This is a genomic window from Streptomyces sp. NPDC050315 (assembly GCF_040655775.1).
Classification (GTDB): Bacteria; Actinomycetota; Actinomycetes; order Streptomycetales; family Streptomycetaceae; genus Streptomyces.
Genome location: NZ_JBFAKN010000001.1, coordinates 129,005 through 150,052 on the forward strand (window position 1 = coordinate 129,005; position 21,048 = coordinate 150,052).

Consider the following 21,048-nt stretch of genomic DNA (forward strand, 5'->3'; position numbering starts at 1 on the left):
GAACCCTGCGCCGAAACGCCGAGCCCCGGAGCCGAGTTGCCGAAGAGAGACGATGACGAAAGTACGCACGCCCTCCCCAGGCGCCGATTCCTCGGTTACGTACTGGCTGCGCCGACCCTGGTGGCCGCCGCAGAGCTCGGTCCGGCACCGAAGGCCAGAGCTGACATACCGTCAGCGGAGATCACGGAACTGGTCGATCTCAACGACGTGATGACCGCGGCGGCCCTGCCGACCTCGAACCTCATCACGGTCGAGGTCGGCAGGGACGGCACCGTGTCGTTCGCGTTGCCACGCGCCGAGGTCGGGCAGGGCATCACCACGTCGACGGCCATGCTGATCGCCGAGGAAATGGACGTACCACTGGAACAGGTGCGGGTCACGCTGGCCGACGCACGGCCGGAGCTGGTGTTCAACCAGCTCACCGGCGCGTCGAACACGACCATCTCGACCTTCACCCCGATCCGGGTCGCCGCCGCCGTCGCCCGGGGCCGGCTGCTGCAGGCCGCCGCGGACGAACTCGGCGCGGCCATCACCGATCTCACCCTGAAGGCCGGAGTCATCACCGGTCCCGCGGGCAAGAGCATCGGCATCGGCGCCCTGTCCGAGAAGGCCGCGAGCGTACGGACACAGCGGATGTCCGTGGAGCTCAAACCGCGCGAGCAATTCACCGTCATCGGCAGGCCGCACAACCGTATCGATGCGCTCGCCGCGGTCACCGGGCGCAAGAAGTTCGCGATGGACCTCGACGTCCCGGACGCCAAGCCGACCATGGTGTGCCGTCCGCCGACCGTCAACGGCAAGGTCGGATCGGTGGCCAACCTCGACGAGGTCCGCACCATGCCGGGTGTCACCGACGTTGCGGTGATCGCCACCGGAGTGGCGGTGCGCGCGGCGACCTTCGGCCAGTGCATCGACGCCGTACGCGCCCTCCGGGTGTCGTGGAAACCCGGCAGTGCCGAAGGCAAGTCCGACGAGTCCGTGCTCAAGAAGCTGCGAGCCGCTGAACTTCCGCTGGGCGTACCGCCGTTGACTCCGACCGTGGAAGGCAGGTTCACCTTCGCCTTCCGCAGCAACAGCGCGCTGGAACCCAACTGCGCGATAGCCGACGTGCGGCCCGACCGCGCCGAGATCTGGTCGGGCCTGAAATCACCGATCGTCGCGCAGCAGACCATCGCCGCCAAGCTCGGGCTTCCGCCCCACGCGGTCACCGTGCACGTCACCGAAGGCGGCGGCTCCTTCGGCCGCAAACTCTTCTTCGACGCCGCGCTGGAAGCCGCCGAGATCTCCCAGCGGTTCGGCAAACCCGTCAAACTCATGTGGCACCGCGCCGACGACTCCCGTCAGGGGCGCACCCACCCGATGGCCACCTCACGCGTACGCGTCGCCTACGCCGGTGACACCGTCCTCGGTTACAAGCAGCGGCACACCAGCGTCGCCACCGATCTCAGCCACGGGCTCGGCGAGATCTTCACCGCGATGGCCGCGAAGCTGCCGGTGGGCGACATCGGCTTCTCCGAGACGTTCTTCCAGCTCTCCCAGTCGATGCCGTACAACTTCGGCGCCCACAGCCGGCTCCTGAGCGAAACCGACAAGGGCTTCAACACGGGCAGTATGCGCAATGTCTACTCCCCCGACGTCACCTGCGCCCGGGAGCTCGTCGTCGACCGGCTCGCCGCGAAGATGGGCAAGGACCCCTTCCGGTTCCGGCGCGAGTTCCTCCGCGACGACCGCTCCCGGGCGGTGCTGGAGAAGGTCGCCGACGCCGGGAACTGGGGCAGGCCGATGCCCACCGGCACGGCGCAGGGCATCGCCTTCCACTCCGAGTACCACGCCGTCAGCGCGGTGCTGGTGGAGATCGACTGCCGGCCCGAAACCGTCAACCGCCCCATCCGCGACGGTGTGACCGGCCCCCGCGTCACCAAGGCCGTCGTCGCCGTGGACGTCGGACTCGCCGTCAACCCGCGTGGGCTGGAAGCGCAGATGATGGGCTGTGTCATGGACGGCATCGCGCTGACGCTGACCTCCAGTCTGCACCTGCGTGACGGGTACTTCCTCGAGGCCAGCTGGGACAACTACTTCTACACCCGGCAGTGGAACACTCCACCCGAGCTCGACATCATCATCATGCCGACCACCACGGGGAAACCCGGCGGCGCCGGAGAGCTCGGCGTCGCCGCGTCGATGGCCGCGGTCGCCTGCGCGTACGGCCGCGCCACCGGCACCATGCCGACCAGCTTCCCGATCAACCACAGCACCCTCTCCTTCGATCCCAAACCGACCGTTCCGCCCATCCCCCCGTCCCCCACCGACGGCCTGGACCACGTCCGCTGACCTCTTGGAGCCCCCGTGCCCGAGCACACCTTCCGACTCAACGGTGAACAGGTCACCGTGGACGCGGCCGACGACGAGCGCCTGCTGTGGGTACTGCGGGACATCCTCGGCGTGACCGGACCGAAGTACGGCTGCGGCATCAACGTCTGCAAGGCCTGCACCAGCCATCTCAACGGCAAGGCCGCCAACCCCTGCTCCATCCCCGTCAAGGACCTGAAGCCGACCGACGAGGTCACCACCATCGAAGGGCTTCCGGACACCGTCGGCGCGGACCTGCACCCGATGCAGGAGGCGTGGCTCGATCACGACGTGGCGCAGTGCGGCTACTGCCAGCCCGGCCAGATCATGGCCGCCGTCGCACTGGTCCGCCGCGTCGCGGCGGAAGGCCGCGAGATCACCGAGGACGACCTCGACGGCATCCGCAACATCTGCCGCTGCGGCACGTATCCCCGCATCCGCGAAGCGATCAAGGCAGGCGCCGAGCACATGTGAGGGCGGCGCGAAGCCGGGGCCGGCTTCATGGCGTTAACGTGGTGGTGTGATGCTTCATGAGGTGACCGATGTCGACACCGCGGTGACGGTGGGCAGTGGCGATGTGCCCGTGCTCGCCACGCCGCGGCTGATCGCGTGGATGGAGGCGGCGACCGTACGGGCCGCCGCACCGTTCACCGGGCCGGGTCAGACGACGGTGGGGACAGCGATCCGTATCGAGCACCTCCGCGCCACGCGCGTGGGCGGCCGGGTGGAAGTCGACGCCGAGCCGCCGGCGACCGCGGCAGGCCAACGGCTCACCTTCCTCGTACGAGCCGTCGACGCCTCGGGAGAGCTTGTCGCGACCGGCGAGATCGACCGGGCGATCGTCGATCGACAGCGGTTCCTCACGACCACGCCCGATCCGTAGCCGCCCGCCGCAGCAGGGCCGGCTCACGTTTGAGCTCTACGCCCGCGACCAGGAAGAAGATGGTCAGCAGCCCGTCGGCCGTCCAGTGCTCCAGCGAGAGGTTCAGCCCGAGCGCGGAGATCCCAAAATGGGCCTCTCCCAGTGCTCCGTAACTGTGCTGCCAGGGGGTTCGCCCAGATCAGCGCGAGCGTCGCAGCTGCCGGCAGCATCAGGCCGCCGACCGTCTCGGTCCGTAGCGCCTGCGCCACACGCGTACGCTCCGGCCAAGGCAGCCGACCGAGCAGAACAGAACGCTCGCGCAGGGCGGCGCACACGCTTGGGCGTCCTCGTCGCCCAGGCTGCCGGCTCCGGGCACACAGTGAGCCGGTCGGAGTTCGCGTCGAAGGCGACGGCGGCGACGTGCCCGACCGGCTCCGGGGTGATGGTTGCCCACGGGGCTCAGCCGTCGACAAGGGTGCAGTAATCGCGCTCGGCGGTCTTCCGCCGAGCGGTTGAGGGCGACGCGCAGGGACGAGACGGGCACGGTCAGTGCCTTTGGATGGGAAGGGTGCGAGCGATACGGCGGGCCCCGGCAATGGCCAGTGCGACCGAGGTGAGAGTCGGGTTGCAGGCGGTGGCGGTGGGGATGACCCCGTTACCGGCGACGTGCAGGCCGGGCACCTCCCAGACTTCGCAGGCCGAGTCGCACACCGAGGTACCGTCGTTGTCGGTGCCCATGCGGACGGTGCCCTGGTAGTGCAGAGAGGCGCCGAGGGCAAGGGTGCGCGGGGTGTCATCGAGGGGGTCGCCGAGGGCTTCCGCGGCCCGTTGGACGGCGGTGCGGGCCCGGTCGAGGCGGGCGCGGTCGAGGTCGGTGAGCCGGTAGTGGATGCGCATCGCCGGCATGCCATAGGCGTCCTGCCGTGTGTCGTCGAAGGCAACGCGGTCGTCGGGCCGCAGGTCCTTCGGGCAGAACCAGCCCAGGCCGACGATCGACCCTGGTGCAGGCGCTTCGTCCCCGGTCAACGCCACGGGCGAAGCGTCGAGTTGCATCACCTGTCCGTGGAAGGGCTCGTCGTCCGTGTACGGAACCCAGCTCACGCCGCTGTGCCGGGTGATGTCCGGGCCGTGCCCCGAGCCGGTGCCGGGTCCGGCCGACGGGATACGGACGTCGCGCAGGCGAACGGCGTACACGATCTGGTGCTGGTCGTTGAGGTACCGGCCGAGCGCGGGCGGCCGGATACCGGAGGCCCACAGGAGTTGAGGCGTGCGCAGCGCGTCGGCGGCGACCACGACGCGGTCGGCCCGGATCCGGTGCTCGCTGCCGTCGCCGAGGTCACGCACCACGACTCCCGCGGCTCTGCCTTCCTCGACCAGTACGCGGGTGACCAGGGCCTCGGGGAAGAGGGTGTGGCGCGGGTTGGCACGGGTTTCCTCGCCGAAAACGACGTCGGCGCCGGACCACGTGACGCGGCCGTCGCCGTGGCGCCGCACGGCCAGGGGCATGGGCTGCACGCGGCGGTCGTCCCGGCGGCCCGCGTCCAGGGCCGCCGCGAGCCGTTTGCGGACCTCGGCGGCGAAGGGGGCGTCGTCGAAGGCGTGGGCGTCCACGCCGAGCAGGCCTTCCGCCTCGGTGAGCAGCTCGTCGAGACCGGGGACGAAGGGGATGCGCTCACTGTCGCCGGGCCGGGGGCAGGCCGCGGTCCAGTGGGCCCCCATGCCGCCGACGTTGCTGGACATCGCGGCGTTCGGCAGGCCGTCCTCTCCGGGGTTCTGGTAACCGTCGGCGAGCAGGAAGGTGCCGGGCCGTGCCAGTCTGCCGTCGGCCGGGGCGGGTGACGGTCCTTGGGAACGGAGTTGAGCGCGCCGCCGTTCGGCGTCGTCGGTGATGTTCTTGACGTGCAGACCCGGCGGGTCGGCCAGCAGGGGGCCGGTCTCGAAGGTGGCGAGGTCGAGGTCGGGCCGCTGCTCGGAGAGGATGCGCGCATAGGCGGCGCCGCAGGGTCCGCTGCCGACGACGGCCACATCGACGTGGGCCGGGAAGTCCCTTGTCATGGTGGTCTCTTTCTCGCTCAGGCTTCGAGCCGTAGCCGCTTGCGGTCGCGGCCGCCACCGGGCACCGGCATGTAGGAGATACGCAGGCGTACGGAGACGGCGATGTCGTGTTCTCCGGCGGTGAGCGGTGTGTCGGTCTCGAAGGCGAGGACCGCACGCTCTCCCATCTCCCAGCGGTCGTCAGTGACGCCGGACATCTCGTCGAAGGTGTAGGTGGTGCCGCGCACGGTGAAGGTGGTGCGTTCCGGCGGCACCGGGCGGCCGTCGAGGGTCAGGTCGACGGCCTCGACCATGGACAGGAACAGGCCCCGGTAGTAGGGCATCCTGACTTCCAGCTCGCCGCCCGGGCGGCCGTCGGGCCGGGCGCGGAATCCGTTCTCGCAGACGATGTACTTGTCGAACACGGTGCCTCTCCCCGCAGTCGTGGGTGGTGGTCAGACGCTCTCGCCCAGGAGGCGGGCGAGCATCGTCTGCTGCCGGCGCACCTGTTCGACGCTGTCGACGTCGAAGGCGTCCTGAAGGTGACGGTTGCCCTCGTACTCGCTGGACAGGTAGCCGGTGAAGCCGGCGTCCACCAGTACGGGGACGATCTCCTCGTAGGGGATGCTGTACTCGGTGCCCTCGTCGGTCATCTCGTAGAACTTCGCCTGGATGTGCCCGATGAAGGGCAAGTGAGCGAGCATCTCCTTGGGTTCGGACCAGATGTAGTGGGTGGCCTGCCTGGCCAGTCCGAACTCGACGGGCCCGCCGCCGCGGTAGTTGACGATGTCCATGAGCGCGTGGGTGTCGCCGTGGTCGTCATAGGTGCGCACGATGTAGTCGACCAGGTCGGGCCGGGCGCCGTCGCGCAGGGCACGTTCGCTCACCACGCGCGGGAAGCGGCGCACGTGAATGCCCATGTCCGGCATGAGTCCCAGGACATGAGCGCCGACGCGGTGCATCACCTCCAGGTGCTCGATGATCCACGGGTGGTCGTAGTGGAACGGGGCGTGCACCTCCAGCAGCAGCCGAACTCCGCACTGTTCGGCGTACGGGGCGACGGCCGCCATCACTTCGGGCGAGAAGTTGATGGTTGCCTTCACGATCGGGGCGCCGAGTCGTACGGCGATGTCGATGTCGCGGCGGACGCGGGCGGCCTGTTCGTCGAGGGTCAGCATGCGGTCGGGGTGCAGCTTGGTGTCGAGGAAGGCGTTGGTGGCGACGGGGGTGGTGCCGTATCGGCGCATCCACTCGTGCCAGCGCGTGACGAACTCGTCGGTGAGCGCGGGATAACCGGGGATCGACTGCTCGGGGATGATCTCGATGCCGGTCGCGCCCATGTCGGCCGCCGCGGCGATGCAGTCCTCGACGGACAGGGTGCGCAGGAAGTACTCCTCCTGGAACGAGTACAGGCTGACCCCGCGGCGGATGCCGTGCGGCGGCCGGGCGGAGGGGGCGATCGGGGATGTCATGGGCTGCGCTCTCCTTGCTGGGGCCTGTGGGACCTCAGTTTGAGACCCATCACGAACAAATTCAAGATTCTGATTCTGTTTTTTGGCCGGGAGGCTCCGCTGCGTAGAGGAGCCTCCCGGCGCCGAACTCTTCGTTCCGTACAGGTCAGTCGGCGTGCGCCGCCCGGTCGATCTCGGTACGCATCTCCTCGTGCCGCCCGTCGAGATCCCACAGTGCCATCGTCGCGGCCTGCGCCACCACCAGGGCCAGGGGAACTCCGTAGAACATGACGCGGATTGCCGTGACTGCCGCCCCGCCGGTCTCCCCCGCGTGATAGCCGGCCGCCGCCAGCCCGTAGGCGACGCCGGCCGCGCCGATGGCCGAGCCGATCTTCGTGGCGAAACTGATGCCGGACGACAGCAGGCCCTCGTTGCGCGTGCCGAACCGCCACTGCTGGTACTCGACGGTGTCGGCCACCATCGTGAACATCGACACCATCGAGATGCCGATGGCGAGGGTCGCAACGATGTAGAGAGCCAGGAAGAGCGGGAAGTTGCCCTCCGCCGGGTACATGGCCGCCCACCCGACGAAGCCGACGGCCAGCACGAGCAGGTTGCCGCGCCGCTTGCCGAGCCGGCGGTAGTAGGCAGGGGCCACGATGCCGCCAACGATCATGGTTCCGGAGACCAGCGGCATCAGCACGGAGACGGCCCAGGGCGCGCGCAGGACGGTGAGACAGAAGTAGACGGTCACGCTGAGCACCACGGACAGACGCACGAAGTTCAGCACGCCGTAGACGAACACGACCTTCCACGGGCGGTTTCTCCACAGCGTCCGGAACGCGGCACGCAGGCCGACACCGTCGGATTCGGCAGGCAGCGCGTAGCGCTCCTTGCAGGTGAGGAAGGCGACGGCGAAGAACCCGACGCTCAGGGCGCTGTAGATCACCGTCGCGATCGTCCACCCTCGCTGCTCGTCGCCCGCACCCAGCCAGGCCACGAAGGGCGTCGTCGTCGCGGTGACGATGATGGACCCCACCGAGCTGCCGATCGCCCGCAGGCCGCCCATCTGCATCCGCTCGTGCGAGTCACGCGTCATCATCGGCAGCAGCGAGCTGTAGGGGACGTTCACCAGTGAGAACAGCAGACCGAGGGTGAGGTAGGTGAGGAAGGCGTAGACGAGTTTCCCGCTGTCGCCGATGTCCGGGACCATGAAGGTGAGCACGCCGACGACACCGAACGGTATCGAGGCGAACACCAGATAAGGCCGGGCCTTGCCCCACCGGGACCTGGTGCGGTCCACCAACAGGCCGATGACCGGGTCGACCACGGCGTCCAGCAGCCGGGCGACGAGGAAGAGGGTGCCCAGCGCCGCGACCGGCACTTCGGCGACGTCGGTGTAGTAGTACAGCAGGAAACCGCCGACGAGATTCCACGAGAGGTTGGAGGCGAGGTCTCCGGCGCCGTAGCCGAACTTCTCCCGCCAGCCGAGCCGGACCGTCGCATCCTGGGCCGCCGGCTGCTCCACAGCACTGCTTGTCATATCCAACGCGCTCCGCTTCTCTGCAGGCACGACGCCAGACCGGCGCCCTTGGATGGACAGAGCACCGCACCGTTGCGCTCAGCACAAGAGAAAGTAAATCCAAAATTCTGATTTCGGTTATCCGTCTCATGGATACCTCCGCCGCCGCGCCGCCGTGACCTGCCTGTACGTCAACAGCCGCCCGCCGACGTACCGGTGGCGTCCCGGCTGCGGCATGTCGGCGGAGCCGCTGCAGCGGGCATACTGCGGGCGACGGCGGGGTGCGCCGATGAGCCGCCCGTCGGGAAGCCGACCCCTCTCCCGCGCCCGGTGCCGCCGTCAGCCTCACCTCTGGACCGGTATGAGCCCAACTGCCCGGCGGCCGGGCGCACCTCGGCGCGCCCTGTTCCCCTGCCTCGTCCTGCTCACGGCGCTCGGCGCACTCGATCAGACCATGATGGCCACAGCACTCCCCGACGTCGTCACCGATCTCGGCGACGCGGAGCGTGCCGCGTGGCCTGTCACCGCCTACACCCTCGCGCTGACCTCGACGATGCCCGCGGCGGGCGCGCTCGGCGACCGCGTCGGCCGTCGTCGCACACTTCTGGCCTCGATCGCCGTGTTCGTTCTCGGATCAATCGCGTGCGGCCTGGCCGACGACATGACCGCGCTCACCCTGGCTCGCCTCGTACAGGGTGTCGGCGGCGCGGGCCTGCTCACCCTTCCGCAGGCGGTGGTGGCCGACGCGGTACCGGTCCGTGACCGCGCCGCGTACCTCGGCCCGCTCGGCGCCGTCTTCGCCGTGGCCACCGTGGTGAGCCCGCTACTGGGCGGCTGGCTCACCGACACCGCGTCGTGGCGCTGGATCTTCTGGGTCAACCTCCCGCTCGGAGCCGCGGCGGCAGTCCTCGTGGTCACCGCCGTACCGGCCGCCCCCGCCGGGCGCACCCACTCGGAGCGGCGTGCTGGGAACCCCGCGCTGCGGGTGCAGGCACTGCGCCATCGCACCGTTCTGCTGTGCTGCCTGCTGGCGCTCCTCGCGGGGTTCGGCCTGTTCGGCGTGCTGGCCTACATCCCCGCGTGGATCCAGGGGATGTACGGCACGTCGGCGTCCGTGGCGGGCCTGATGCTGCTGCCGGTGACCCTGGGCATCGTCATCGGGACGAACGCGTCCGGCCTGGCGGTACGACGGTGGGGCCACTGGCGGGCCTTCCCCGTCGTGGGCTGCGCGCTGTCCGCGGCGGCCGCCGCGACGCTGGCCGTCATCGCCGGGCGGATGCCGCCGCTGCCCGTTGTGGCGGGACTGCTGGCGGTACTCGCTCTGGGCACGGGGCTGTTCATGCAACTCATCGTCGTGGCAGCACAGGACGCCGGTCCTTCGGGCGCCACCGGAAAGGTCACCGCAAGCCTGGCCTTCGTCCGCGAGATCGGCGTACTGACGGGAACCGCCGTGCTCGGATCACTGGCGGCGCACGGCCTTGCCGCGGCACCGGGCCGGGCTGCCGGAGCGGCTTTCGCACCGGTCCTCGTGGTGACCGCCGCCTGCTTCCTCTCAGGTCTCGCCCTGGCGTTTCTGCTCCCCCGGCACCGGCTCGGAGAGAGCGACCGGCACGCCGGCGCGCGGCACGGCAAGCACACACAACGCTAGAATCAATATCTTGATTCTGCTTTAATCGCCTCACCTCCGCACCCTCACCCAGGAGTTGATCGCCATGCCCGCGCTCCGCTGGAGCTACATGGACCACTGGCGGGCGGACAGCCCACGGGGTCCGGTCACGCAGTACGCCGCCCGACGCCACATGGACGACTTCGTCAAGCAGATCAGTGCGGTGGGGTTCGAGGGGCTGGACCTGTTCGACTTCCAGGTCTACGCCCTGACCGGCATGTTCGGCTCCGTCGACGGATACCAGCGCTACCTGCGCGACCACGGGATCGAGAAGATAGTCAACCTGTTCCGCGGCATCATGTACGACCCGCGCGTGGCCGACGCCCACGTCCGCGAGACGCATGACGAGATCGTCGACAGCACCCGCCGGATGCTCGGCATGTGGGAGAGCCTCGACATCGAGAGCCTCATCGTGATGCCCGCCAGTCTCTACACCACGACCGCCCCGGTCACCGACGACAAGATCAAGGCGGCGGCCGAGTGCTGGAACCGCGTCGGTGAGATGACGCTCAGCGAGTTCGGCGTACGCACCACCTGCCACCACGAGTTCTTCTGCGCCATCCGCACCGAGGACGACATCCGCAAGTTCTACGAGTGGACCGACCCGCGGTACGTGTCCTTCTTCTGCGACACCGCCCAGCACTGCATCGCGGGCATCGATCCCGTCACGCTCTTCCTCGACCTGCACGAGCGCTGCTCGGGTTTCCACTTCAAGGACACCCGCCAGCGCGACACCACCGACGCCTACCGGCACAGTCCGGACGCCGAGCTGATGGCCCCTCAGACGGACCAGTGGTTCTACGAGATGGGCACCGAGGGCGGCCTGGTCGACTTCCCCCGGCTGATGCGGGCCATCAAGGACGTCGGCTACACGGGCTGGATCAGCGTCGAGCACGACAAGGCCAACGTCAACGGCGACTACGCCGAGGCCACCGCCCTGTCCATGTGGTACGCCCGCAACGTCCTGTCGGAGATCTACGCATGAGCGCCCCCATCCGCCTCGGCTGTGCCATTAATCAGTGGAAGCCGAACTTCGACGACTTCACCCGGCCCGAACAACACGAGCGCGCACTGAAGGTCATCGCCGCCTGCGGATTCACCGGCGTCGAGCTGCGCGCCGGCACCGGACGCTGGGACCCGCTCGGCCGGCCCGCCTCCATCGCCGCCACCTACGGTTCCACCGCCGCCTTCCTCGACCTCGTCCGCCGTACCGGCCTGGAAGCGGTCAGCAGTTGGTACGTCGACCCCGGTGAGCCGGTGGACGAGGAGCTCAGCCGCGGCCGTTCCGTCCTGGACCGCGCCCAGCACGAGGAGATCGCCGAAGCCCTGCTCCCCTTCGCCGAGTTCCTCGCCGAGGCCGGCGGCAGCCGGCTCGTGGTGCGCGCCCTGCCGGCCGCCTGGACGCTGGACGGACGGCCCGGTGCCGCGCTGATCGCCGCCGCCGCGGCGGGCTGGAACACGGTGGGCGCGGCTGTCGCGCAGACCGGCGTACGGCTGTCCCTGCACGTGGACTGCCTCAGCGCCGCCGCCGAGGAGAAGACACTGGCCGAGCTGCTCGTCGAGACCGACCCGGCACTGGTCGGGCTGACCCTGGACACCGCCGAGCTGACCGTCGCCGGACTCGACCCGGTACGGCTCTTCGACTCCCACCACGACCGCGTCGACCACCTTCATCTGAAGGACACGCGCCACGTCGACGAGGCAGGTGAGCGCCTGCTGCCGCACGCGGAGGCCGGCATGCTCTCCGAGGGCGGCGCACGCGGCATCGAGCGTTGGTTCTACGAGTGCGGCACGTCCGGCGGACTGGTCGACTTCCCCGCGCTCGCCGAACGGCTGCGCACCCGCGCCTGGTCCGGCTGGGCCGTTTTCGAGAGCGAGCAGACCCCCAACCCGGCGCGCAGCGCCATGCTCAACGGCTGGTACGCCCAGCGGCTGCTGCCCCGTTGAGACCACGCCTACCGGCACGCGCCCCTCCGAGGAACCGGCGCGTACCGACTGTACCCGCGGTCACCGTCGCGGGTTCTCCTTCTGTCACGGGAGTGAGCATGTCCCGAAACCTGCCCCTGTCCGCCAACATCGAGCTGCTGTTCCACGAAGTGGGCGACGATCCGGGGGAACGTGTCCGGGCCGCCGCTGAACACGGCATCGGCACCGTCGAGATCTGGTCGCACAGCGACAAGGACCTCGATGCCCTCGCGAAAGCACTCGACGCCACCGGCACCGGCCTGCACACCCTCCTGATCGAGGGCCGGCTGCCCCTCTCCGACCGCAACACCCACCAAGAGTTCCTCGGACACGTCCGCGCCGCCGCCGCGGCCGCTGTACGACTCGGCTGCAGCCGTATCGTCACCGGTTCGGGGGTCGGACTGCCGTACATGAAGCGAGCCGTACAGCACGACATCGTCGTGGAGGCGTTGCGAGCCGGTGCCGAGATCGCCGCCGCCCACGGAGTGACCATCCTGCTGGAGAACCTCAACACACGGGTGGACCACCCCGGCACCCTGTTCGACACGACCGCCGAGTGCCTCGCGGCCGTACGCACGGTCGGCTCCCCCGGGCTCGCCCTGCTCTACGACGCCTACCACTCACTGCAGATGGGCGAAGTGCCCGAACACGAGCTGACGGGAGCGATGGAGTCCGTGTCGCACGTCCAGATCGCAGATCTGCCGGACCGGACCGAACCGGGCACCGGCACCGTGGACTGGGCCGCACAACTGAGGACGCTGCGCCGGCTCGGCTACGACGGACCGATCGGCCTGGAGTACCGGCCGGCCACCGAGTCCCGTGCCTCGCTCCAGGTCATCGCGGACGTCGCGGCGTCCCTCTGAGCAGCAGGAGAAAGGAGCGGGGAGGCCGGCCGGCCTCCCCGCTCCTTTCTCCCCGCTCTACTCCGCTCCTACGGCTCGTACTCCAGAATCTGCACGATCTCCTCCGCCGACCGGCCGACCAGCACCTCGTGGCGGCCGGGTGGCACCACCCAGTCACCGGCGACGGTGTCCCAGCGCTGCCAGGTCCGCGGTTCGAGCAGTATCTCCGCCTCGCTGCTGCGCCCGGCGCCGGCGCGGATTCCGGTGAACCCCGCGAGCCGTGCGTCTGCCTCGCCCGGAGCCCGGACGTAGACCTGCACCACCTCCCGCCCCGCGCGGTCACCGGTGTTGGCGGCTTCCAGGCACACCGCCAGGCTCTCCCCCCGCCGCTCCAGCCGGGCGGGACCGAGCCGCCACGTGGTGTAGCCGAACCCGGAACCGAAGGCGAAGCGCGCCGGGGTACCCGTGCACGCCAGGTGCCGGTAGCCGATCGGTTCGGCAGCGTCGTAGTGGCGCCGCAAGTCGTCATCGAGGGTCTCGCCGTACGTGGAGCGGTCTGCGTCGTGCAGGGGCACGGTAACCGGCATCCGGCCACCCGGTTCGTCGTCGCCGGACAGCACCCGCGCGAGAGCCGGGCCGAAGCCCTGCCCGGAGAACCAGCCCTGCAGCACAGCGGGGGCGGCATCCGCCCATGGCGCGTGGACGGGCCGGCCGGCGTTGACGACGACCACCGTGCGGGGGTTGGCCGCGGTCACCTCCTCGATGAGCCGGCACTGCGCGGTGGGCAGCGCCGAGTCCGCCAGATCCTTGCTCTCCCGTGACGTCTGGAGTTCGTCACCGACCACGAGCACCACCGCGTCAGCGTCCGCGGCGGCTCTCCGGGCGCGTTCCAGCGCTCCCGGTACGGGCGGCGGCGCGCAACTGACCGTCAGCGCCTGGACCGGGCCGCCTTCGAACCCCATCTCGACCACGACGGTCACCGGCTCACCGGCCGCGAGTTCGATCTCCCCCGTCGTCGTCTCGGACCGCGCGACCTGCCCCATGACATCCCCCGCGGCGGGAGCCGGGCGCCGGACGAGTTCCTTGTCCGCGACGGTCAGCACGATCTCGCCGGAGCCCCCGGCGCCGAAGGTCCACCACCCTTCGGTGTCGGGGGTGAACCGGGTGGTGAGCCGTACCGATCCGGGCTCGGTTGTGGGCCCGGCTCCCGGAACCGTGCCGAACCAGATGAACGCACTGTCCGCACGGACCTCGGAGAGCACGTTCCGGCCGGCGCGATGGTGTTCGAGCCGTACGCCGGGCTCACCATCGGGCGTGGTGACGCGGAAGCCGGCGAAGGTGGCCGCGGGCGTCGTGTCCACGCCTCGCTCGTGCACGATCTCACAGTGGGGACCGTAGCGTTCGCGCAGCGCCTCCACAGGGGTGACCGGCGTCCGGACGGGGCGGATGCGTCCGAAGGTGGCACCTTGATAGCAGGGCCGGTCAGCGTTGGGACCGATGACCACGAGCCGGTGCAGGGCCGTGGGTTCCAGCGGCAGCAGTCCGCCCTCGTTGCGAGTGAGCACGAACGACGCGACGGCCGCGTCGGCGAGTACCTGCTCGGCACGGTCCGCCGCAACGCCGGCACCGGGCTCGGACACCTGTCGCGCGTATCCGTCGACGGCGCCGACCCTCCGGGCCAGACGCAGCAGCCGGTCCACCATGTCGTCGAGCCGGTCCCGGGGCACCTCGCCGCGCTCCACTGCGTCCGCCAGCCGCTCGCCGAAGTGAATGGCCGGTCCGGGCATCTCCAGGTCCAGGCCGGCGAGCGCCGGGCCGAGGGTTTCCTTGAGGGCGAAGTAGTCGGAGACGACGAGCCCGTCGAACCCCCACTCCTGCTTGAGGATCGCCAGCAACTCGGCGTGGGCCGCGCACGGGGTGCCGTTGAGCCGGTTGTAGGCGGCCATCACGCCCCAGGCGCCCGCCCGGACGGCCATCTCGAAGGGACGCAGGTACACCTCGCGCAGAGCGGTGTCACCGACCTCGGCGCTCATCCGCTGACGGGCGGTCTCGGTGTCGTTGCACACCAGGTGCTTGGGTACCGCGGCCACGCCCTGTCCTTGGAGGCCGGCCACGAAGGCCGCGCCCAGGACGCCGGCGTGCAGCGGGTCCTCCGACAGCATCTCGAAGGTGCGCCCGGACAGCCCGGTGCGGGCCAGGTTGAGGTTGGGCGCGTAGACCGCGTCAAAGCCGCGGCGCCGGGCCTCCGACGCCTCGGTGGCCGCCACGGCCCGCACCACGTCCGGGTCCCAGGTCGCGCCCAGCGCCATCCCGCTCGGCAGCAGCAAGGACGTCTCGCGCTCGTCGAAGGTGGGGCTGACCAGACCGAGAGGGCCGTCGACGAGGGACAACGGCCGCAGCCCGAGGGCCGGTTCGGCGACGGTGCGCCAGCCGCTGGCGCCGGCAGTGAGCGTGGCGGCGCGAGCCGGGTCGAGGGGATGCGTCATAAGACCTCCAGCGCGAGGCGGCGGGGCACGAGCTCACCTCTCCAAAAATCAGAAGCATGATTCTGTTTCAACCTAAGCCGCCGACCTGCCCGGGTCAACGCCTTGACGCCTCCCCCGTTCCCACCTACTTTCAGAATCACAATTCTGATTCACTTTCTCTTTCTGGAGGTGCCTCCGTGCGCTTCTCCGTGTTCCTCGTCGGCCGCTCCATGAGCCCGGACGACGACTCCTACGTCCTCCAGACCCTGGCCGACCACGCGTTGGAGGCCGACCGGCTCGGCTTCGACGCCGTGTTCCTGCCCGACCACCACTTCACCGGATACGCGCCGATGTCCAGTGACCCGTTCCTCTTCGCGGCGCACCTCGCGGCGAAGACCGAGAACGTCCACTACGGCTTCTCGGTGACCACCCTGCCCCTGCACCACCCGGTGCGCTTCGCCGAGCGGGTCAACCTCCTCGACCACCTCACTCGGGGAAAGCTGCTGGTCGGCATCGGGTCCGGGACCACCCCCGAGGAAACGATCGGCTTCGGGGTCGACTTCCAGGACTCCAAGGACCTCATGGAGTCCCAGGTCGAGCTGGTACAGCGACTGTGGGCCAAGAAGACGGACGACGAACCGATCGTCTTCGAGCACGGTCCCTACAAGGGCGCGGTGGTCCAGCGGATCGTCCCCGCTCCGTTCGGCGACCGGCACCGGCTGATGAGCGTGGCCATGCGCGAGGCGAGCACCGCACGGGCCGCGAAGTACGGCTGGCCGGCGTTCATCCCGGCCTTCGTCCCGCCGATCCCCGCGAGCGGCGAGCCCTCGGCGGCCTTCCAGAAGTACCTCGACGCCTACCGCTCCGCCATGGCCTCCTCCGGCCACCCCCAGGAGGTGATCGACGACTGCATGTCCTGGACCACCCACTCCTACCAGTGCGTCCATGTCGCCGAGACCGACGAGCAGGCACGCGAGGAGCTGGAGGTGATCCTGGCCGCGTACCAGGAGGCCATCGACCGCGAGTACGCGTACAACAAGCGGGCCGAGGAGATCAGCGGGGTCGACCTCACCGCGGCGCAGGCGCCGAACGCCCTGAGCGAGGAGTGGATCCGCACCTGGTGCCTGTACGGCAGCCCCGACACGGTCGCCGAACAGCTGAGCCATTACCAGGAGCTGGGCGTGGGCAACGTCCTCATGGGCTTCACCAACGGCCCGCTCACCCCCGAGCGTTACGCACTGACCCGCTCCTCCCTGAACCTGTTCGCCCGCGACGTCATGCCCCGCTTCCGCGACGCGGCGCCCGCGGGGGACGAGCGATGAGCCCCCTGATCGTCGGCATCGGCGGCACCACACGCCCCGGCTCCAGCAGCGAACTCGCCGTCCGCGCCGCCCTGGCGGCGGCCGAGCGACGTGGTGCCCGTACGGCCCATTTCGGTGGCGACTTCCTCTCCTCGCTGCCGCACTACGCGCCCGAACGCCCGGAACGCACCGAGGAGCAGCGCCGTCTGGTCGAGGTGGTCCGGCAGGCCGACGGCCTGGTCATCGGCTCGCCCGGGTACCACGGTGGCATCTCCGGACTGGTCAAGAACGCCCTTGACCTGCTGGAGGACCTGCGTGACGACGACCGGGTCTACTTCGACGGCAGGGCGGTGGGGCTCGTCGTCACGGCTGCCGGCTGGCAGGCATGCGGCACCACCCTGACCGCGCTGCGCAGCGTCGTCCACGCCATGCGCGGATGGCCCACGCCCCTGGGGGTGACTCTCAACTCCGGTCAAGGGCCTCTCTTCGGTCCGGCCGGTGACTGCACCGAGCCCGCGGCCGCGGCCCAACTGGACCTGCTCGGCGGCCAGGTGCACGAGTTCGCTCTGCGCTTCAGACGTCCGAGCGCAGGAAGGCCAGAGTCATCGCGCCCAGGTCCTCCACCAGGGTGGACAGATCGGTCCCCTCGGCCGCCTCGGCGGGCACGTCAAGGGCGAGGCCACGGGCGAGGGCCGCGTACACCGTCGTGAAACACGAGCCCACCGCGCGTTCCGGATCCGGGTGCCGGATCTCGTCGCGGTGGGTGAGGATCAGGCCGACGAAGCGGTCCCGGATGTCGAAGTACGCACCCTTGCCGACCTTGGCGACTTCCGGGTCGGCTGCACCGCGCTGCAGGAAAGCGCCCAGTACCCGGCCGCGCCGCTTGAGCAACTCGGCGAACTCCGCGATCAGGCTCGGCAGCAGCTGGTCCAGCGAGAACCCGACCCAGCGCTCCGGTTCCGTCAGCGTATGGTGCTCGGCGAGCATCTGCTCCTGGAACCGGCTCTGCGCGGCCCGCAGCAGGTCGTCCTTGCCGTCGACCCGGGTGTAGATGGAGCCCACCGACACGCCGGAGCGGCGGCTCACCTCGGTCAACGCGAACCCCGCGTACCCCTTCTCCGCGAGCAGGTCGAGCGTCGTATCCAGCACCAGCTCGAAGGACCGCTGGCTGCGCTCCTGCTTGGGAGCTCGGATACCGCCGGACGCTGAGTCTCGATTGATGGATGCAGGCACCCGCACAGTCTACGTGCGGCATTGTCCGCTCCTGATGACCTACCTCGACCTCGCGCTCGGAACCGGCGCCGCGCACGCTGCCGTCGGTGTGCCGTGGGAGTCGGCTCGTCTGCTGGTCAGCCGGCCGGTCTGCGCACCTTCTCCTTGCCGACGGAGGACAGGTGCTCGCGCAGGTAGGCCGACGCTTCGGCGCGTTTGCCGGCCAGGAGGAGGTCGGCGATCTCCACGTGCTCCGCGCAGCGTACGGCTGCGCGGTCGCGCTGGAGGGAACGGCGGTACTCGATGAGCCGGCGGAGGCGGTCGACGCGGCGCAGGGCGTCGATGAAGAGGGAGTTGTGGCTGCACGCCATCACGGCTTCGTGGACACGGCTGTTGAGGTCGTACAGCTGGGCATTGCCGATGGTGCGGATCTCTCCGTCCACCAGGCGTTGTTGTTGTGCGCGGACAGATTCGAGGGCTTCGCGGTCCAGGACGAAACCGGGTTCGAGGACCGCCGCGGGTTCGATGGTCAGGCGGAAACGGTAGCTGTCCTGGTAGGAGTCCATCGAGGTGAGCGTGGGCTGGAACTCCCAGCCGTATCCGGGGAGCTGCTCGATCCAGCCCTCGACAGCGATGCGGCGCAGGATGTGGGCGAGCTGTTTCGGCGTGAGGTCGTAGCGGCGGGCGAGGGCGTTCTCGGTGACGCGGTCGGGCAGGTTGCCGTCGAGGCGGTCGGCTGCGCTTTCACACCATGGCGGGACGCCGCCGCCTCTCATGGCGTGGCGTTCGCGCGGGCGGGCAGACGTATGGCCTTCCATCGTCCGCTGCCCTCGACGCGACCTCCTCCGGCCGCGTGCCGACTCGTCAGTCCCTGGACGTGAGAGCACCGGCTTCGGCGAAGGCACCCGCGTGGTAGACGAGACCGGCGGACGAGCCGTCGGCCCCTCCCCCGTCGACCTGCCCGACGACCAACAGGTGATCGCCGATGGCCTGGCGGAGGGTCACACGGGCGGTGAGCCAGGAGGGGACTCCGTCGAGCACGGGGAGGCCGTCGTCCGACGGCGTCCAGGGAACCCCGTCGAAACGGTCGATGCCGCTGCGAGCGAACTGCCCGGCGAGTGCGGCGTTCTGCGGTCCCAGCACGTGGACGGCGAAGCGGTCGGCCGTGCGCACCGCTTCGACGGTGGAGGCCGTGCGGCCCAGGTAGAAGGAGACCAGGGGCGGTTCGAGGGACACCGAGGTGAAGGACGTGGCGGTGAAGCCGGCCGGGCCTGGCACCGTGACGACGGTGACGCCCGCCGCATGCCTTCGCAGCGTGCGGCGCAGTATGTCGGCTTCCGAGACGGGGTCCTCCGTGTCGGTACTGGGCAGAGGGCGCGGTCGGGTGTGGGTGGAGGCGGTCATGCCGCGGTCCTTCCGATGGGGTCCTCGATGGTGAGCACTGGGTGCGGCTCCGCGCCGGTCCGCAGGCGTTCGAGCCAGAGCACGACGGTGGCAGCGGTGCTGCGGTGCGAGGCGTCGTTGAGCACGTCGTGCACGCCCTCGTGCAGCACACCGAATGCGGCCCGCGGCAGCCGTGCCGCGAGGGCGCGCGCCCGGTCCAGCGGCGTGACGGGGTCGGCGGCTCCGTGCAGGAGGAGGGCGGGGAGGTCCGTCACCGCCTCAGCGGTCAGATGGGCCGGGGCGGGGGTGGCAAGGGCACCGCGGACGATGGCCTGGTCGTCGGTGAGCCGGGCGCGGTGGGTGGGGCAGGACGTACGCGCCGCGAGTTCGGCGTCCCAGCCGTCCGCTTCCTGGACGTCGACCTCGACGGCTCCGCGAACGTCACCACCGGTCAGGTCTCCGGACACCTCCGTACGGGCCGTCACCTCGGTGGTCGCGATGCCGGTCAGCACGACGCCTGCGAGGGGCAGGCCGTAGTGGCCCTTTCCGGCCGCCGCGTGCAGGGCCTGGAGGGCTCCGGTGTCGCTGCCGACGAGGACGAGAGGGGTGGTCGGGGCGGTGCCTGCCGCGGTGGTGACGGCGGCGCTCACCTCTTCGGCCGTCAGGTCCGGTGTGGTGTCCAGAGCATGCACGACGTAGCCGTCGGCGGCGAGGCGGCGGCCGAAGCGTTCGTAGACGAGGCCGTGTTCACCGCGGCCCGGCAGGACGACGAGGGTGCCGCGCGGGGCGATTCCGGCCGGCGGCTGCCAGGTGGTGGCGGCCTCCGCGGGTGCGTGCGTGGTGTGGAGGCCGGTCATCGGGTGGTTCCTGCCGCGGTGGGGGCGCTCCGGGTGGCGGCGCGGTGGGCGAGTTCCTGGCGGACGAGCGGAAGGAGGTGCCGGCCGTAGTCGATGGCGTCGTCCAGCGGGTCGTAGCCGCGGATGAGGAGGGTGGTAGCGCCGATGTCGACGTAGTCCAGGAGCGCCTGGGCAACGGTTTCCGGGGTGCCGACCAGGGCTGTGGTGTTGCCGCCCGCCCCGCTGGCGGTGGCGGTGGGAGTCCACAGGGCGCGGTCGTGCAGGTCCTGCTTGGCGGCCGCCGCGAGCAGGCGCTGGGAGCCGACGTTCGCCGGGCTCGCGACGTTCTGGTGGTGGCGTGCCTGGTCGAAGAAGGGGCGTCCGGCACCGGACTTGATGGTGTCGAGGATGCGGTGCGCCCGCTCCCAGGCCAGTTCCTCGGTGGGGGCGAGGATGGGACGGAAGGAGACGCTGATGCCGGGCGGCTCGGCGCGTCCCGCGGCCTCGGCGGCGGCGCGTACGGAGGCGATCTGCTGGGCCGTCTCGGCCAGCGGTTCGCCCCACAGTGCGAAGGTGTCGGCGTGCTTGGCGCCGACCCGGTACGCGGCCTCGGAGGAGCCGCCGAAGTAGAGGGGGATGCCCGACTCGCGGTAGGGCAGCACCTCGGAGCCGTAGTCCTCGAAGCGGTAGTGCCGGCCGGTGTGGTCGAACGGCTCGGACGACGCCCAGGCCCGGCGGAGGATGCCGAGGTACTCGTCGGTGCGGTCGTAGCGTTCGTCCTTGCTCAGGTAGTCGCCGTCCCGGCGCTGCTCGGTGTCGTTGCCGCCGGTGATGGTGTGGACGGCGACGCGTCCCTCGGTGAACTGGTCGAGGGTGGCGAAGGTACGGGCCGCGAGGGTGGGCGCGATGAAGCCGGGCCGGTGCGCGATGAGCAGGCCGAGGCGCTCGGTGCGGGCGGCGACGTGCGCGGCGACCTGTACGCCGTCGGGTCGGCCGGAGCTGTAGCCGATGAGGATGCGGTCGAAGCCTGCGTCCTCATGGGCGCGTGCGAAGCGGACTGTGTAGTCGGGGTCGATCGCGGGGCCGGTGGCGGGCCGGGTCTCGGAGGCGTCCCGGGTGCCGATCATGCCGATGAACTCGACGGAGGGGGTGGCCATGAG

Annotated in this window: 18 protein-coding genes and 2 pseudogenes; 9 read left to right on the forward strand and 11 right to left on the reverse strand. The window is 70.2% G+C overall.

Going from position 1 to position 21,048, the window contains the following annotated elements:
- The first annotated feature begins 36 nt into the window (after positions 1–36).
- The 3 genes from AB0I82_RS00590 (at position 37) to AB0I82_RS00600 (ending at position 3,232) form a co-directional block, all read left to right on the forward strand.
- Positions 37–2,331 carry a molybdopterin cofactor-binding domain-containing protein gene (locus AB0I82_RS00590; RefSeq protein WP_363254811.1) on the forward strand — a complete coding sequence of 765 codons (2,295 nt, stop codon included), beginning with the start codon at positions 37–39 and terminating at the stop codon, positions 2,329–2,331.
- A 15-nt stretch (positions 2,332–2,346) separates the two neighbouring features.
- Positions 2,347–2,823, forward strand: coding sequence for a (2Fe-2S)-binding protein (locus tag AB0I82_RS00595; RefSeq protein WP_363254812.1), 477 nt, complete (start codon positions 2,347–2,349; stop codon positions 2,821–2,823).
- Between the two features lie 61 nt (positions 2,824–2,884).
- Positions 2,885–3,232: a hotdog domain-containing protein gene (locus AB0I82_RS00600; RefSeq protein WP_363254813.1), complete on the forward strand. Its 348-nt coding sequence runs from the start codon at positions 2,885–2,887 to the stop codon at positions 3,230–3,232.
- Positions 3,233–3,254: 22 nt separating this feature from the next.
- On the opposite strand, the pseudogene AB0I82_RS00605 reads toward AB0I82_RS00600, so the two are convergent.
- The 5 genes and pseudogenes from AB0I82_RS00605 to AB0I82_RS00625 form a co-directional block, all read right to left on the reverse strand.
- A pseudogene (locus AB0I82_RS00605) lies at positions 3,255–3,546 on the reverse strand (Na+/H+ antiporter NhaA); the annotation flags it as partial.
- 211 nt (positions 3,547–3,757) lie between these two features.
- Positions 3,758–5,266 carry a GMC oxidoreductase gene (locus AB0I82_RS00610; protein WP_363254814.1) on the reverse strand — a complete coding sequence of 503 codons (1,509 nt, stop codon included), beginning with the start codon at positions 5,264–5,266 and terminating at the stop codon, positions 3,758–3,760.
- Between the two features lie 17 nt (positions 5,267–5,283).
- Complete coding sequence (locus AB0I82_RS00615; protein WP_363254815.1) at positions 5,284–5,670, reverse strand: DUF6379 domain-containing protein; 387 nt, start codon at positions 5,668–5,670, stop codon at positions 5,284–5,286.
- A 30-nt stretch (positions 5,671–5,700) separates the two neighbouring features.
- On the reverse strand, positions 5,701–6,717 hold the full coding sequence (locus AB0I82_RS00620) for a TIM barrel protein (RefSeq protein ID WP_363254816.1): 1,017 nt from the start codon (positions 6,715–6,717) through the stop codon (positions 5,701–5,703).
- Positions 6,718–6,862: 145 nt separating this feature from the next.
- Positions 6,863–8,239, reverse strand: coding sequence for an MFS transporter (locus tag AB0I82_RS00625; protein WP_363254817.1), 1,377 nt, complete (start codon positions 8,237–8,239; stop codon positions 6,863–6,865).
- Between the two features lie 340 nt (positions 8,240–8,579).
- On the opposite strand from AB0I82_RS00625, the gene AB0I82_RS00630 reads away from it, so the two are divergent.
- The 4 genes from AB0I82_RS00630 to AB0I82_RS00645 all read left to right on the forward strand — a co-directional run bounded on the left by AB0I82_RS00630 (position 8,580) and on the right by AB0I82_RS00645 (position 12,712).
- Positions 8,580–9,866, forward strand: coding sequence for an MFS transporter (locus AB0I82_RS00630; protein WP_363254818.1), 1,287 nt, complete (start codon positions 8,580–8,582; stop codon positions 9,864–9,866).
- Positions 9,867–9,930: 64 nt separating this feature from the next.
- Positions 9,931–10,869: a sugar phosphate isomerase/epimerase gene (locus tag AB0I82_RS00635; protein WP_363254819.1), complete on the forward strand. Its 939-nt coding sequence runs from the start codon at positions 9,931–9,933 to the stop codon at positions 10,867–10,869.
- On the forward strand, positions 10,866–11,831 hold the full coding sequence (locus AB0I82_RS00640; RefSeq protein ID WP_363254820.1) for a sugar phosphate isomerase/epimerase: 966 nt from the start codon (positions 10,866–10,868) through the stop codon (positions 11,829–11,831). The genes AB0I82_RS00635 and AB0I82_RS00640 overlap by 4 nt, the downstream gene beginning before the upstream one ends.
- A 98-nt stretch (positions 11,832–11,929) precedes the next feature.
- Positions 11,930–12,712, forward strand: coding sequence for a TIM barrel protein (locus tag AB0I82_RS00645; RefSeq protein WP_363254821.1), 783 nt, complete (start codon positions 11,930–11,932; stop codon positions 12,710–12,712).
- A gap of 68 nt (positions 12,713–12,780) precedes the next feature.
- Here the strand turns inward: AB0I82_RS00645 and AB0I82_RS00650 are convergent, their stop codons facing one another.
- A complete protein-coding gene (locus tag AB0I82_RS00650; protein ID WP_363254822.1) occupies positions 12,781–15,177 on the reverse strand; it encodes a glycoside hydrolase family 3 C-terminal domain-containing protein in 2,397 nt (798 codons plus the stop codon).
- Between the two features lie 176 nt (positions 15,178–15,353).
- On the opposite strand from AB0I82_RS00650, the gene AB0I82_RS00655 reads away from it, so the two are divergent.
- On the forward strand, positions 15,354–16,478 hold the full coding sequence (locus AB0I82_RS00655) for an LLM class flavin-dependent oxidoreductase (protein ID WP_363254823.1): 1,125 nt from the start codon (positions 15,354–15,356) through the stop codon (positions 16,476–16,478).
- A pseudogene (locus AB0I82_RS00660) lies at positions 16,475–16,897 on the forward strand (NAD(P)H-dependent oxidoreductase); the annotation flags it as partial. The gene AB0I82_RS00655 and the pseudogene AB0I82_RS00660, both read left to right, overlap by 4 nt.
- Positions 16,898–17,030: 133 nt before the next feature.
- Here the strand turns inward: AB0I82_RS00660 and AB0I82_RS00665 are convergent.
- The 5 genes from AB0I82_RS00665 to AB0I82_RS00685 form a co-directional block, all read right to left on the reverse strand.
- The gene (locus AB0I82_RS00665; protein WP_363254824.1) at positions 17,031–17,690 is read right to left on the reverse strand and encodes a helix-turn-helix domain-containing protein; all 660 of its coding nucleotides are present in this window, start codon (positions 17,688–17,690) and stop codon (positions 17,031–17,033) included.
- Between the two features lie 116 nt (positions 17,691–17,806).
- Complete coding sequence (locus AB0I82_RS00670; protein ID WP_363254825.1) at positions 17,807–18,445, reverse strand: FCD domain-containing protein; 639 nt, start codon at positions 18,443–18,445, stop codon at positions 17,807–17,809.
- Positions 18,446–18,533: 88 nt separating this feature from the next.
- The gene (locus AB0I82_RS00675) at positions 18,534–19,073 is read right to left on the reverse strand and encodes a flavin reductase family protein (RefSeq protein ID WP_363254826.1); all 540 of its coding nucleotides are present in this window, start codon (positions 19,071–19,073) and stop codon (positions 18,534–18,536) included.
- On the reverse strand, positions 19,070–19,909 hold the full coding sequence (locus AB0I82_RS00680; RefSeq protein WP_363254827.1) for an alpha/beta hydrolase: 840 nt from the start codon (positions 19,907–19,909) through the stop codon (positions 19,070–19,072). The genes AB0I82_RS00675 and AB0I82_RS00680 overlap by 4 nt, the downstream gene beginning before the upstream one ends.
- On the reverse strand, positions 19,906–21,045 hold the full coding sequence (locus AB0I82_RS00685; protein ID WP_363254828.1) for an LLM class flavin-dependent oxidoreductase: 1,140 nt from the start codon (positions 21,043–21,045) through the stop codon (positions 19,906–19,908). The genes AB0I82_RS00680 and AB0I82_RS00685 overlap by 4 nt, the downstream gene beginning before the upstream one ends.
- Between the last annotated feature and the right edge of the window lie 3 nt (positions 21,046–21,048).

Excerpts from the sequence above, each read along its gene's own strand:
- AB0I82_RS00685 (WP_363254828.1), bottom strand. The coding sequence starts at position 21,045 with ATGGCCACCCCCTCCGTCGAGTTCATCGGCATGATCGGCACCCGGGAC.
- AB0I82_RS00675 (WP_363254826.1), bottom strand. The coding sequence starts at position 19,073 with ATGACCGCCTCCACCCACACCCGACCGCGCCCTCTGCCCAGTACCGAC.
- AB0I82_RS00645 (WP_363254821.1), top strand. The coding sequence starts at position 11,930 with ATGTCCCGAAACCTGCCCCTGTCCGCCAACATCGAGCTGCTGTTCCAC.
- AB0I82_RS00680 (WP_363254827.1), bottom strand. The coding sequence starts at position 19,909 with ATGACCGGCCTCCACACCACGCACGCACCCGCGGAGGCCGCCACCACC.
- AB0I82_RS00630 (WP_363254818.1), top strand. The coding sequence starts at position 8,580 with ATGAGCCCAACTGCCCGGCGGCCGGGCGCACCTCGGCGCGCCCTGTTC.
- AB0I82_RS00610 (WP_363254814.1), bottom strand. The coding sequence starts at position 5,266 with ATGACAAGGGACTTCCCGGCCCACGTCGATGTGGCCGTCGTCGGCAGC.
- AB0I82_RS00625 (WP_363254817.1), bottom strand. The coding sequence starts at position 8,239 with ATGACAAGCAGTGCTGTGGAGCAGCCGGCGGCCCAGGATGCGACGGTC.
- AB0I82_RS00650 (WP_363254822.1), bottom strand. The coding sequence starts at position 15,177 with ATGACGCATCCCCTCGACCCGGCTCGCGCCGCCACGCTCACTGCCGGC.
- AB0I82_RS00635 (WP_363254819.1), top strand. The coding sequence starts at position 9,931 with ATGCCCGCGCTCCGCTGGAGCTACATGGACCACTGGCGGGCGGACAGC.
- AB0I82_RS00670 (WP_363254825.1), bottom strand. The coding sequence starts at position 18,445 with ATGAGAGGCGGCGGCGTCCCGCCATGGTGTGAAAGCGCAGCCGACCGC.
- AB0I82_RS00620 (WP_363254816.1), bottom strand. The coding sequence starts at position 6,717 with ATGACATCCCCGATCGCCCCCTCCGCCCGGCCGCCGCACGGCATCCGC.
- AB0I82_RS00640 (WP_363254820.1), top strand. The coding sequence starts at position 10,866 with ATGAGCGCCCCCATCCGCCTCGGCTGTGCCATTAATCAGTGGAAGCCG.